Raw genomic sequence first — 12,865 nt, forward strand, 5'->3', positions numbered from 1 at the left:
GCGAGCTGGCGTTGATCCACATCGGTCGCCATGGAGTCGAGTGTTTCTGACATCGTCAGTCCTTCCCGCCAAGCTCACGCCCGGCGTGTCAGACCAAGACCAGATCCACCGTTATTCAGACAGACCCCCGTCGAACTCACGCTCTGTTTGTGAGAGTTGCCGTTCCGACGCGAATTGGCTGAGGGAGTGGTCCGTGGAAGTCCAGTAGGACAGTGTTGATTCGCTACGAGTCAGTCGAAGCCCCTTGTATCTCGGTTATCAAGGATGCGACACGAAGTCGATGGCCTTCTGGATAACGGCGGTCACCGCATCTGGATGGGAGATGAGAGTGAGGTGCGAACCGCCCTCGAAAACGGTGACGTCGGACCCTGCGCGGCTGGCCATGGCGTGTTCCGATGTTGGGGTGATGATCTGGTCACCGCTGCTGATGAAATACCACGAGGGAATGGTCTCCCAGGCCGCGAACTTGGAGGGGGTTTCGAAGGCACTCGTCGACGCCGCCCTCTGCGTCGCCCAGAGCCTGGTCGCTTCCTCGGTTGGCAGGTCGTTGCCGAAGTTGTTCAGGAAGACGTCCTTCTTGAGATACAGATCGACAGCTCCTGGTGGGGCACCCGGATCCGGAACCTTGTCGAACAATTCGCTTTCGGGCTTCTGTTTGAGCACCGAATCTGACCCGCTCAACGAGCCGTTGGTCTCACCGACGGCTGGAGCAGCAGCGTCGACGTAGACCAGCGCCTCGACGTTTGCATTGTCCGCAGCGGCATTGGTTACGACCGAGCCACCGTAGGAATGCCCTACGAGCACGATAGGGCCGGTGATCGTCCTGAGGAAGGCCGTCACGTATTCGGAATCGGTGGTGAGGTTCTCCAGCGGGTTGGCGATAGCCCGCGCGTCGTAGCCCCGTTGCCGCAGTGCAGAAACCACGCCATCCCAGCTGGACGTGTCGGCCCACGCCCCGTGGACCAGGACGACGGTCGGCTGCACACCGCTTAGGGGCGGTGCCGCTGCTGCGTTTGCAGGCCATCCGATCAGAGCCACAACGGCGGCAACCGTGACTCCGGCTAATACTCTGATGTGCGCTAGCAGGTCGATAAACCAAGTCATTGCAGGCGCTTTCAGCGGGTCTCCGTTGCGCGAACGGTCACGCATTGACGGCGATCTTGAAGATCAGACTGGCCAGTGCACCGAAGGCGCCGTGTGCGCTGATGTAGAGCCGTTTGGTGTCGTATCCGGCGACGTCCTTCATGGTCTCGGCGCCAAAACGGGCAGGCCGCTGTCCGTCGATGACGGCGACATCGGCCCCGAGCAGGGCGTGCCTGATGCGGTCCCGTTCGGAGCCCGTCGCGGTGGCCACAAGTTCGCCGACGGTGCGGTCCGTACCCGCGGCGGGAATCGCGCCGCAAACAACCCCCTGGTCGTCGAGGTAGCGTCTGATCGACTCGATGGTGGCGTCAGCTCCGACGACCAGGCTGAGGTTACCCAGGTTGACCGTGATGTCCGTGTTGTGACCGGCGGTCAGCGGCGCACCAAGATCGGGGGTAAGAGTGCCTGCGAGGGCGTCACGGACTGCGGCACCGAACGCGCTGGTGTCGGGTTCCTCATTGGATCGCTCGGGCAACATGATGCCGGGGTTGAGCAGGCCGGCGGGATCGAAGGCCTTTTTGATCGAGCGCTGGGCGGCGATCTCCACCGGGGTGAAGCGCTTAGTCATGAACGGGATTTTTTCAGTGCCTACACCATGCTCACCGGTGATGGTCCCGCCCAATTCCAACGCAGCTTCGATGATCTCGTTGTTCGCCGCCTCCAAAGCGGACGCCGCCAATGGATTGTCCTTATCGTAGAACGTCGTGGGGTGCAGGTCGCCGTCGCCGGCGTGACCGCACACGGCGATGAACAGGAGCCCGTCGGAATGGCGTTCGGCGATCGATTGAATGGCTTCTTGCATCTCGGGTATCCGGTCGCGGGGCACGGTGACATCACCGATGAAGAAGCCTTTGCCGCTCTGCACCACTGAGTTGGCGGCGTTGAGTCGGCCATACCAGAGGGCGTCGCGGTCCTTCGCGTCCTCGGCAACTCGGACCTCGGTCGCTCGCTCACCCAGCACCCGTTCCACGATGGCCTGATCTCGCGCCACCTCCGCTGCGGTGCCGTCGACGTCGATGAGCACGATCGAATCGGCGTCCAGCGGGTAACCGGTGTCATAGAACTGTTGTAACCCGGCAATACCTGCCCGATCGAGCCACTCCACGGCAGCCGGCACCACGCCGGTGGCGATGATCGCGGCGATGGTATCGGCAGCCTCTCGCGCCGAGGCGAACGCACCCATGAGGCTGTGCGTGACATCGGCGATCGGGCGCAGGGCAACGGTTGCCTCGGTGATGATTCCGAGCGTCCCTTCTGATCCGATGAGGACACCCAGTAGGTCCGGACCTTCGTCATCGGCACTGAAGGTGACTGTCGATCCGTCGGGCAGGACGACGTTGACGCTCCGGACGTGGTTGTAGGTGACGCCATACTTCAGCGCGTGTGGCCCACCGGCATTCTCGATGATGTTCCCGCCGACGGTGGCCAGGTGCGCCGAGACAGGATCGGGTGAGAAACACAACCCGTGCGGAGCCAGTGCAGTCTGCAAGTCGGAGTTCACGACTCCGGCTTCGACTCGCGCGCGGCGATTCACGACGTCGATATCGAGAATCCGATTCAGACCGGTCAGATCCAGGAGGACGCGGCCTGCGGCCGGCATCATCCCGCCTGAGCAGTTCGACGCACCGCCGCGTGGCACTAGCGCGACGCCGTGCTCGGAGGCCAGGCGCAGGATTGCGGCGATGTCGTCGCGACCGTGGGGGCGTAACAACAGACCCGCTACTCCTCCGACACCCCAATAGTCGCGGCCACGTTCGGTAAGTACGCGCTCGTCGGTCGTGATGTCGCCGTGGGCAGCCGCCGCTGCGGCGAATCGTCCGATAGCAGCAGCACTGTCCGGAGTCAGAAGGTGCTCAGTGTCAGTGGACATTTCAATCCGCTTCCTGTCCCTGCACCGCGGTCTCTCGCAACCACGCTTCTTCTTCGCCTGGCGCCGGCAGCACCCGTCCACCTTCGATGGCCAGATGTGCCGGGCTGTTCTGAATGACGACGAGGATCCGCTTGGCGGGGATGCCTGTGACGCGGGATGCGGCTGCGGCGACTTCGGCGACCAGTTGGCTACTTTGGGCCTCCGGATGTCCAGTGCGAACCCAACCGTTGATCAGCAGCGGTTGTGCGGGTTGCCCGTCAGTGTAAACGGCGTCGGCGGGCAGTTCGTGGAACACGACGTTCACGTATGCGCCGGGTACGTGATTGATCATCGAATGGATCCTGGTCACTTCCGCGGCCAGATCGGCTTTGGTGTCGGCGCTCAGCATTGACTGCACCGTGGTGCACGTGTAGACCGGCATCGCTTAGCCCAGAGCCGGCAGGTGTGACTGGGTGGGCACGACGAGTACGGTGGGCCCGTCGGCCTCCAGGGCAGCCTTGAACTCCTGGGCGAGTTCTTCCGTACTTCCCACATTGGCCGTCCGGCAGCCGAAACCGGTTGCCAGTGCGGCAATGTCAAGGCCCGGCAAATCGAGGCCCGGGACATTAGGGGTCTCCTCGAGAAGCGCGAAGGACTTCAACACGCAGTACTCGCCGTTGCGCTGGACCACGAACACGATCGGAAGTTTGTGCTGCGCCGCGGTCCAGATTGCCTGGATGGAGTACTGGAACGAACCGTCGCCTATCGAAGCGACAATGGTCCGCTTCACGCCGCGGGCGCGGTCACCGAGCGCAATACCCACCGCCGCCGGGACACCCCAGCCGATACCTCCGCTTCCGGTGGCGAAGAAGCTGCCCGGGCGCCGGGTGGGCCACCACTGGATGAGATCCGCCAAGGTGGAGGTGGACTCCATGACGACCGCTGCGTCATCCGGTTTGACCGAGCTCAGCACCGCATAGACATCGTTGGGCAGCAGCGGCGCGGATGCCACGGGCAACTCTCCGCTGAAATCCCGGCTTAATCCCGGCGGGGCGTGCCGGTCGGCCGGCACCTCCACCAACTCCAGGAGCTGCTCCAGGACAGCGTTCATGTCGCCGACCAGGCTCTCGCCCACCGGCGCGACAGCGGCGAGGTGGGGATCGACGGTGATCTGCAGCAGTCCGGTTCCTTCGGGCAGATAGTCGCCCGCAACGTACGGGTAATAACTGAATACCTGCGCCCCGATCACGATGACCAGGTCGAAACCCTTTACGGCCTGACTGATACCGGCGATCGTCAGGGGCAGTGGGCCCGCGTAGAGGGGGTGATCCTCCGGAAACGAGCACCTTGGTGCCAATGGGCCGCCGCGCACCGGCGCGCGCAGCTTTTCCGCGAAAGCGACACCGGCGTCCCAGGCGCCGGCGCGATCAACCTCGGGCCCGAGCACCAGGAGTGGTCGCTCCGCCCGGCTGATCCGTGCGGCGAACTCACGCAAACGCTGGGCATCCGGTTGCACACGGTGGCTGACCGTCCGTACCACGGCCGGCCCCAGCGCCGGCTTGTTCCAGTCGTCTAACGGGATGGACAGGAACACGGGACCGGCCGGCGGTTGCATCGCCACCGCGTAAGCCCGCATGAACGCCGCAGGCACATCCTCGGCGCGCGCGGGTTCATAGGCCCACTTGACCCACGGCTGCGGCATGACCGTCGCCTCGGGGTTGTTCAAGTACGGGTCACACAGAGACATCTCGCGGGTCTGCTGGCCAGCGGTGACGATCAACGGCGTGTTCGCGCGGTAGGCGGCCACCAGGCTGCCCATCGCATTGCCGGTACCGGCTGCAGTATGAAGATTGACCAAAGCGGGCGTGCCAGTGGACTGTGCGAAGCCGTCGGCCATCGCCAGTACCGAGGCTTCCTGCAACCCCAGGATGTAGGTGAAGTCGTCCGGGAAATTCTGCAGGAACGTCTGCTCGGTGGAGCCCGGATTGCCGAACACCGTGGTCAACCCCAATGTGCGGAGCAGGTCATAGGTGACCTCGTGGACAGACTTCATTTCGGCCATCTTTCGCACCCTTCGGCATGTCTGCGGACTCGCTGCGCAAATCACACCTCACTGCGAGTGATGCTCACCCCGTATAAACCACGGGTCGATGAACACCCGGGACTATGCGGACGGTGCGGCGCTACGGGCACTTCGAATGACGTGGGCGGGATGCCGTGTCAAGATCACCGCATGATCGGCGGCATGGGACGCGACACGCTGGTGGGGCGGCGCGTTGAGCAACTCAAGCTGACCGAATTGGTTGACCGAGTCCGCGGCGGCGGCAGTGCCGTGCTGGTCCTTCGGGGTGAGGCGGGGATCGGCAAGACCGCGTTACTGCTGGACGTCCGTGATCAAGCCGCAGACGTGCGCGTCATAACCCTCAGCGGTGCCGAATCAGAACTGGAGCTCACCTACGCCGGTATTCAGCAGCTCTGTGCCCCATTGCTGGGTCATATCGACCGATTGCCCGAACCTCAGAAGAACGCGCTGCGGGTGGCACTCGGACTCCGTGACGGTGCGGCACCGGACCGCCTGCTGGTGGGTTTGGCGGTGCTATCGCTGCTCTCCGATGCCGCGGCCGAGCGGCCCACAATCTGCATCATCGACGACGCCCAGTGGGTTGATCACGCCTCACTGCAAGCGCTGGTGTTCGCCGCGCGACGCGTGTCGGCTGAGCCGGTGATGATGATCTTCGCGGCCCGCAGCGTCCACGGCCAGCCAGAGCTCTCTGCCTTGCCCGAACTGCACCTTGCCGGCCTCTGCGATACCGACGCCCGCGCCTTGCTCTCCACGATTCTGCCGACTCGACTCGACGATTCCGTCCGCGAGAACATTCTCGCCGAGGCGGACGGGAATCCGCTGGCGTTGCTCGAACTGAGTCGTGCGCTGCCCCCGGCCCGGCTTGCCGGTGGGTACGGACTGGCATCCGCTAAACCGCTGGAGACACGAATCGAACAGACCTACGGTCGGCGGCTGGCCGAACTCCCGTTACAAACCCGCACGCTGCTGCTGATCGCGGCTGCAGAACCGACCGGCGAACCCACGTGGTTGTGGGCGGCCGCAGGGCGGCTCGGGATCGGCGCGGACGCCGGTATACCGGCGGAGCAGAGCGGCTTGGTGACCGTGGATACGCGAGTGCGATTCAGACACCCTTTGGTCCGATCAGCGGTCTACGGCGGCGCTGACTCGTCGGAGCGCCGACAAGTCCACGCTGCTCTGGCTGAAGTGATCCCCGGGGCTGTAGCGCAGGAGCACCGCGTCTGGCACCGTGCCCACGCCGCGGACGGACCCGACGAGGCGGTCGCCAGGGACCTCGCACGGTCGGCCGAGCAGGCCAGCCGCCGTGGGGGAACGGCCGCGGCCGCTGCCTTCTTGGCGCATGCCGCCGAGCTCACACCCGATCCTGTCCGGCGAGCTGAGCGCGCACTCGCCGCCGCACTATCCAAAGTGGACGCGGGCGATCCCGCCGCCGCGGCGCGGATACTAGCGGCCGTACCCGGCACTGAGAGCGAACTATTCAGTGCACGAGTAGATCTGGTGCGGGCCAAGATCGCTTTCGCTGCGCGGCGAGGCCGAGACGCACCTCCACTTCTGCTGACTGCAGCTGAGAAACTGCGCCCGATCGACGCGGCACTCGCACGTGATGCCTATCTCGAGGCTCTGGTAGCCGCGATGATCGTTGGCCGACTTCACGCGGATCCTGCAGGGTCTGCGGCCGCCATTGCTGCCGCAGCGCGACAGCTTCCACCTCCGACCGAGCCGGCTAGCGCTGACCTTCTTCTCGACGGACTTGTCGTCCGGCTCACCAAGGGTCACGCCGCCGCCGCACCACTGTTGGGGGGCGCCATAAGTAAGTACCTGGCGGAAGACGCAGCCGGATCCGCGGATCCTCGGTCGCACGACATCACGCTACGCGTCCTTCTCGACCTGTTCGATCAAGACACCTACAACTACCTCAACGCTCGCCAGCTTGAATTACTTCGTAACGCAGGTGAATTGACCGTCCTACCCGCCGCTCTCACAACCTATGCCGGGTCTTGCGTCACCGCTGGCGACTTCGCGCAGGCCCAGGATCTGCTCGAACAGTCCGACGCGATCTCCGCCGCTACAGGAGCGCCTCCCCATAACTCCATCAAAACCTACCTCGCCGCATGTCGCGGACAAGAGCAACTTGCCAGGCAACTCTCTCAGACAACGATCTCGGAGGCGAGCGAACGCGGCGAAGGCAGCGAAATCACCGTCGTTCTGTTCGCTTTGGCCGTACTGCACAACGGACTTGCACAGTACGACGAGGCCTTTACCGCGTGCGCAACGGCCTTGGAATACGACGACGTCGGAATGTACGGCCATCTGCTCAACGAGATGGTCGAGGCTGCAGCCAGGTCAGGCGAGGCGCACGCCGCTGCAGCGGCAGCTGCACAGTTGATGGATCGAGCCGAAGCAACCGATACCGCAACGGCGCGGGGTTATGCAGCACGCGCAAAGGCGTTGACGAGCGTGGGCACCGCAGCGGAGCAGCAATATCGCTTAGCCATAAGCGAACTGGATGGTTCGCCTCTTAAGGTGCTGACCGCGCGCACCCATCTGCTTTTCGGCGAATGGCTACGACGCGAGAACCGTCGCGCCGAAGCACGCACTGAACTACGCACCGCTCTTGAGATGTTTTTGCAGATGGGTGCCGACGGCTTCACCGAACGCAACCGCCGCGAACTCGCGGCCGCAGGCGAGCCCCTCGAACAACATCGGCCTGACACGTCGACCGCAACACTGACGACTCAAGAAAGCTACATTGCTCGGCTAGCCGGCGACGGCTACACCAACGCCGAGATTGCCAGCCACCTGTTCATCAGTCCGCGCACAGTGGAATGGCATATGAGCAAGATCTTCGCCAAACTCGGAGTGTCCTCTCGGCGCGAGCTGAGACAGCATCGGAGGTGACGAACCGGCGTAGAAGACGGTCTGCCTGGACGCCATAGGAGAGGGCCGACGGGGCAGGGCCGTTCACGTCGGAGGGATCCGATCGGTCCTGTTTGCAGTTCGAGCACTGAGGTAGTGGCTCCAGTCGCGTTGCGCAATCCGGCACCAGCGACTCGCGGTATTGATGTGGAGCCCAAGCAGTTCAGCAAGTACCGGAGCCGGCAGATCCTGCGCCAAGGTCAACAAGGCCCCATTGCGGTTGACCCTGACATGCACTCCGGCGTCGTTGATCCTCTTTGTCAGCCGCTTTGCTGAAATGTGCGAGCCGATACGCTTACTACTCGGGAACAGGTATCGGGGTGTGGCGGATTTAGATGCGCGTGAATTGGCCGCCAGTTCGTTCAGGAGGCTAGCCAGTGCTGGCGGCACTAGGACTGGGTTCGATGAAAGCACAAGGAAGGTCTTCTCTTTCACTGCAGCGAGATCAGCAACCGTAAGATTGCAAATGCTGCTGATCGTGACGCCGTACAGGAGCACCAGCAGGCTGGCGACCCTAATGTCCGTGGGCAAGGCACACGACTTGCTGAGCAGAGTTCGTATGGTGTCGGTCTGTTGTTGTGGGTCCGGAAACTCAGTCGGTTCGGACCTGCGACGGTATCGAATCTCGAGTTTGTCGACGCCGTGTTGAGTGTTGAACCATGCGACGAACCCGACCAATGCAGCGGCTTTTCCGTTGTTGGCGTTCACGAGCCAGGTTTCCAGAAGCGGCTGCGAGAGATCTTGAAGCGATACTTGTTGCGAATCAAGCCATTCCAGAAACCCAGCTGCGGTGACGATCTTTAACTTGTCGAGGTCGGCGCTGGCGAAGGTGTATGTACGACGGACCGCCCGTCTGCGCGCCTTACGCAGCACGCTCCACTGCGCGTACGGTCCAATGACGGTGGCATGGTGTATCGGCAAGGATGCGAGCAACGTATCAAGCCAGGGCTCAATGCGTTCGAGCGGTTCAAGCCGATCGGGCAGCACACCCGAGTAGACCAACAGGTGTCGCAAGTGATGCAGTGAGACAGACGGTGGCAGTTGGTCAAGATCGGCGTGAGTCGGCAGCCGACCGAGTGAGGCGAGGTGACGAAGCTGGGCTGCGGTGCCAGGCCGCGACATCCAACGGATGGATGATCGAGCGCGCTTTTCAACAGAGATCGTGTCCACGAACGCCGCCAACTCTGGAGAAACACCTTCCGGCCCGGAAAGCAGTTCGCGGGCTTGTCTCCGCGCCGAACATCGAACACAAGTCCCGCTGTAATATTGCAGGCCAGCTTCACCGCAATCGGCACATACGTAGTCCACTCGCACACCAGCGCAGGGCCCGCAGATTCGGGTACCCGCGGGGGTTTGGCCGATTAACACCTTATCGACACCGCACTGTGCGCACGGTGCCGGATTGGCCATGACTCGTAGGTGGCATCGCCGGCACACTGGCCCCACGGGCCAAATTGCTTTTGCGGGGCGAAGCTGAGTGCAGTGCCAGCACGGGTGCTTGGGCTCGACGCGGCAGCGACGGCAGCGATCCTCGCCTTCTCCTCGACCTCTGATCACGATGATCGATTCGACACCGCAGATGCCGCACGACCTCTTCGGATGCTGGTGGCGCTGATAGCAACGCTGACAGAGGTATTCGCCGCGCTTGCCAACCTTCGCCTGCGCCATCTGTCCACAACCGCTGCAGACTCGTTCGGGTCGAGGATTGCAGGACCAGCAGAGTGCGCGGCCATGAGCGTCGCGGGTGCTCGGCGGCCGTTGCTTGCCGCACCCAGCGCAGTCCTCTTCCTTTTCCTTGTTGTAACAGCGGCGGCAGATGCTGCCCTCCGCGCGTCTAGCGGTTGGAAAGCCTGGCATGCTGCACCGCGCACACACCGTCAAACGTTCTCGGGTTAAGCACCATTCGCAGCACCGCCCTTCGTCGGCGATCCGAGGCAGCTCAAGCCCGGATTCGCCACACCTCGCGCATTTCGGCCGTACAACCTGATAGCCAGCGGCGTGCAACGTCGCAGCGAGCCGTACCAGAACGCGTGGACAGTGCGTATCCGGGGCATTGAAGGCGTTCGGATGTGTCTTGAGGTGTTCGTCGAGCACTCGGGCACCTTGCGGACTCCATGCGTTTGAACCCTTCAGCAGTTCGGTGAGGTGTTCGTCTGTCGCCGCACCGATGTGTCCGCGAAGGTGATCGAACAGACGCTCCTTGACGTCTACCATCGTGTCGGGATACTCACGGCGCACTCGCGGTCGATTTGCAGTCACAGTGACTCCGGTCGGCGAATGCTTGTGCGCCTCACTGTAGGTTTGCCTGATTTCTCCCCGGCAGCTTTGCGTTCCTGACGGTTGACAACCTTCGGTTCAATCAAGTCGTTCGGCGTGCAGTCAAGGATGTCGCACAGTGCTACCAGAACATCCATACTCATCCGCTGTGGAGCATGAGTGGCCATCCGGTAGACCTGTTCGCGAGACAATACGACACCACGCTCGGCCAACAGCGGAACCAGGTCGGAAGTATGAAATAGGTTGCTTTCCGCCATTTTTCGACGCAGATGCCACCTGTAGCTCATCTTCTTGTTCACTGCCCACTCCAGTCCTTGCCCAGCCGGTCGCTCAGGGAGCGCATGAGTAGTTGGTTGCGGTAGTCGTTGGACACGCCGGTATAGATCGCAGTCGTCGAAGCGTAACTGTGGCCAACTTGTTCTTGGACAAATCGCTCCGGGTAATCAAACTCGATCAGATGCGTGACGTAGGAGTGCCGCAAGCAGTGCAGATCGAGTGATTTGTCCAGACCCGCTCGGTCCCGAGCCATGACGAAAGCTCCGTTCACTGCCCTCGGGGAGAGCCGACTGACCCGCTCTGTCACCCAGAGCGCTGGAAATACCTTCGGCACCAGCATCGGCCGCACCTCGGTCACATAGTGATCCAGAACCTCGACTATCCAATCCATTTCAGGCACGGTCAGGACCGTCCGGCGCTTGGGCGGACTGCCTTTCGTGGGCTTGCCCCATCGAACGGCCAGCATGCCGAAACTGCCATACGAGGCCGCTTTCGCATTGCTGCGGAGATCCACTAGATCGACCCCAGACACCTCGCTTCGTCGGAGACCGTAGGCGTAGCAGAACTTGAGCATCGCTGAGTCGCGAAGTGCCGAGGTCGCCCCCTTGCGGCCGCGGGTGCGTTTCTCATCCACGCGTGCGTCGGCCGCGTCGAAGAGCGACTGGACCTCGTCATAGCTCAGAGGACGGCGCCTCGGATCACCCTCGTACTCAAGGACGTGCGGAGAGGTGTTGTGCTCGTGGAAAACAACTTCGGGCTGTTGTCCGAAGCGTTCGGCGCAGACTTGCCCCCAACCGTAGCGGCGGTCGACGAGGTACTCGCAGAACAGTCGCACTTCGGTCGCGTAGTTGCGAGCCGTCGAGATGCTCACCGTCTCCGGACCCGACCGGAGGTCACTGATCCAAGCCTCGGCCTCTGCTGCAGTCCATTGCCACGGATACAACCCGGTAAACGCCGCGAACCGCTTGACCAGTCTGACACGCGGGGCAATCGTCCCCTTCTCGCTGAAGAATCTGCTTCGTTGCTGCCGGGCCCACCCTTCCAGCATCGCTCGGAACACAGCCGCCGCCTCATCGAGGGGTACTACATTCGCCGCCAACACCACGCGTGCTGAACCGGGTAGGTCGCTTGTCACTCGTTTGTTGTACCAGATGCATCATTGATGCGTTAGATTTCACGGCGTGTAGCCGACCTGCGCATTTCGGTAAACCTCATGCGGGCTCTCGATCACCCGCACCAGGGCTTAACGCGTCCTGTCGTTCTGCACTATGTTGCATCTACTCCAATAATTCCCATTTGACCTCGTCGGGGGTCTTGTCGGTACGCAGCCCGCGCCAGCTCGCCTGCCGGAGCCGGTTGTCGGAGGTGCGTTCCCTGTAGCGCACCTCGCCGACCAGTTCGGGCCGCACGAACGTCACCCCCTTGGCGTCCTGGGTGGGAAGCCTTGTGGCGAAGGGTGATTCGTCGGTGTGCAGCGGCGCCAGCGTCTTCTTCAACGATGCCATTTCCTTCTCGGTGAACCCCGTGCCGACGCGGCCGACGAAGTGCAGGCCCTCGTCGTCGGGGATGCCGAGCACCAGCGCCCCGATGCCGCTGGTGCGTCCCCCGGCCCCTTCGCGCCAGCCGCCGATCACCACTTCCTGGGTGTTCCACAGCTTGTCCTTGATCCACGCCGACGACCGTCGGCCGGGTTGGTAGGTGGAGTCCCGTTTCTTCGCGATGACGCCTTCCCACCGCTTCTTGCGGGCCGTCTCGAGCGCCTCGGGGCCGTCACCGTCGAGTGGGTCGGGCACGATCAGCCCGCCGCCCTCGGCCAGCGCCTCCAGCAGCCGTCGGCGATCGGAGTACTTGGCCCTCAGCAGTGACCGGCCGTCGAGGTACAGGATGTCGAACGCCCAGAACTCGACCCGCGTCGAACGAGCCCGGTTCTGCATCTCGCCGAAGCTGGGCACGCCCGACTCGTCCAGTGCCACGGCCTCGCCGTCGAGGACCACGTGGTGGTCGGCGAGGTCGGCGGCCAGCGCCTTCAGTTGCGGGTACTCGCCGGTGACGTCGCGGCCCCGCCGGGAACGCAGTGTCAGGGTGCCGCGGTTCGCGTCGACCAGCAGCCGGTAGCCGTCCCATTTCCCTTCGAAGGCCCACTGCGCCTTGGTGAGTCGCTGCACCGAGCCTTCGGTGGCCAGCATCGGGGCGAGATCCGCCGCGGTGGGCTTGTCCTGGTCCTTCATCCGGTGCGCGAGCCAGTTCTTGCCGTCGGTCTGGATCAGCGCGTACCGGCCTTCGACTTTCTCGCCGTGCAGGGTGACGATCACCTCGCCGCC

General features: G+C 63.2%; 9 protein-coding genes. 1 reads left to right on the plus strand and 8 read right to left on the minus strand.

Annotation, left to right across the window (positions count from 1 at the left end; translation table 11 throughout):
* Positions 1-258 precede the first annotated feature (258 nt).
* The 4 genes from ASJ79_RS07655 to mdlC are packed head-to-tail and all read right to left on the minus strand — an operon-like array spanning position 259 to position 5,054.
* Entirely contained in the window at positions 259-1,149 is an 891-nt protein-coding gene (locus ASJ79_RS07655) for an alpha/beta fold hydrolase (protein ID WP_231750767.1), read from the minus strand.
* Entirely contained in the window at positions 1,142-3,013 is a 1,872-nt protein-coding gene (locus ASJ79_RS07660; protein ID WP_067954125.1) for an FAD-linked oxidase C-terminal domain-containing protein, read from the minus strand. Before ASJ79_RS07660 ends, ASJ79_RS07655 begins: the two co-directional genes overlap by 8 nt.
* A 1-nt stretch (position 3,014) precedes the next feature.
* On the minus strand, positions 3,015-3,434 hold the full coding sequence (locus ASJ79_RS07665) for a tautomerase family protein (protein ID WP_067954126.1): 420 nt from the start codon (positions 3,432-3,434) through the stop codon (positions 3,015-3,017).
* Between the two features lie 3 nt (positions 3,435-3,437).
* Positions 3,438-5,054 (minus strand): benzoylformate decarboxylase, encoded by a 1,617-nt coding sequence (mdlC, locus tag ASJ79_RS07670; RefSeq protein ID WP_067954127.1) that lies wholly within the window; start codon positions 5,052-5,054, stop codon positions 3,438-3,440.
* A gap of 171 nt (positions 5,055-5,225) precedes the next feature.
* Here mdlC and ASJ79_RS07675 point away from each other — a divergent pair, with 171 nt between their 5' ends.
* On the plus strand, positions 5,226-7,973 hold the full coding sequence (locus tag ASJ79_RS07675) for a LuxR family transcriptional regulator (protein ID WP_231750768.1): 2,748 nt from the start codon (positions 5,226-5,228) through the stop codon (positions 7,971-7,973).
* Between the two features lie 63 nt (positions 7,974-8,036).
* Here ASJ79_RS07675 and ASJ79_RS32050 read toward each other — a convergent pair whose 3' ends face one another.
* From ASJ79_RS32050 to ligD, 4 genes are all read right to left on the minus strand, one after another.
* The gene (locus ASJ79_RS32050; protein WP_156448325.1) at positions 8,037-9,173 is read right to left on the minus strand and encodes a hypothetical protein; all 1,137 of its coding nucleotides are present in this window, start codon (positions 9,171-9,173) and stop codon (positions 8,037-8,039) included.
* 1,073 nt (positions 9,174-10,246) lie between these two features.
* Positions 10,247-10,567, minus strand: coding sequence for a helix-turn-helix transcriptional regulator (locus ASJ79_RS30785; RefSeq protein WP_082753712.1), 321 nt, complete (start codon positions 10,565-10,567; stop codon positions 10,247-10,249).
* Positions 10,564-11,646, minus strand: a complete 1,083-nt coding sequence (locus ASJ79_RS07680; RefSeq protein WP_067954130.1) for a tyrosine-type recombinase/integrase — start codon at positions 11,644-11,646, stop codon at positions 10,564-10,566. The genes ASJ79_RS30785 and ASJ79_RS07680 overlap by 4 nt, the downstream gene beginning before the upstream one ends.
* 175 nt (positions 11,647-11,821) lie before the next feature.
* Positions 11,822-12,865, minus strand: a 1,044-nt coding sequence (gene ligD, locus ASJ79_RS07685) for a non-homologous end-joining DNA ligase (RefSeq protein WP_197420120.1), incomplete at its 5' end; no start/stop codon positions are given.

Source organism: Mycobacterium sp. NAZ190054, from assembly GCF_001545925.1.
Classification (GTDB): domain Bacteria; phylum Actinomycetota; class Actinomycetes; order Mycobacteriales; family Mycobacteriaceae; genus Mycobacterium.

What these genes read in the sequence shown, in the direction of transcription:
- ASJ79_RS07660 (WP_067954125.1), bottom strand. Translation starts at nt 3,013, where the DNA reads ATGTCCACTGACACTGAGCACCTTCTGACTCCGGACAGTGCTGCTGCT.
- ASJ79_RS07655 (WP_231750767.1), bottom strand. Translation starts at nt 1,149, where the DNA reads ATGCGTGACCGTTCGCGCAACGGAGACCCGCTGAAAGCGCCTGCAATG.
- mdlC (WP_067954127.1), bottom strand. Translation starts at nt 5,054, where the DNA reads ATGGCCGAAATGAAGTCTGTCCACGAGGTCACCTATGACCTGCTCCGC.
- ASJ79_RS07665 (WP_067954126.1), bottom strand. Translation starts at nt 3,434, where the DNA reads ATGCCGGTCTACACGTGCACCACGGTGCAGTCAATGCTGAGCGCCGAC.
- ASJ79_RS07675 (WP_231750768.1), top strand. Translation starts at nt 5,226, where the DNA reads ATGATCGGCGGCATGGGACGCGACACGCTGGTGGGGCGGCGCGTTGAG.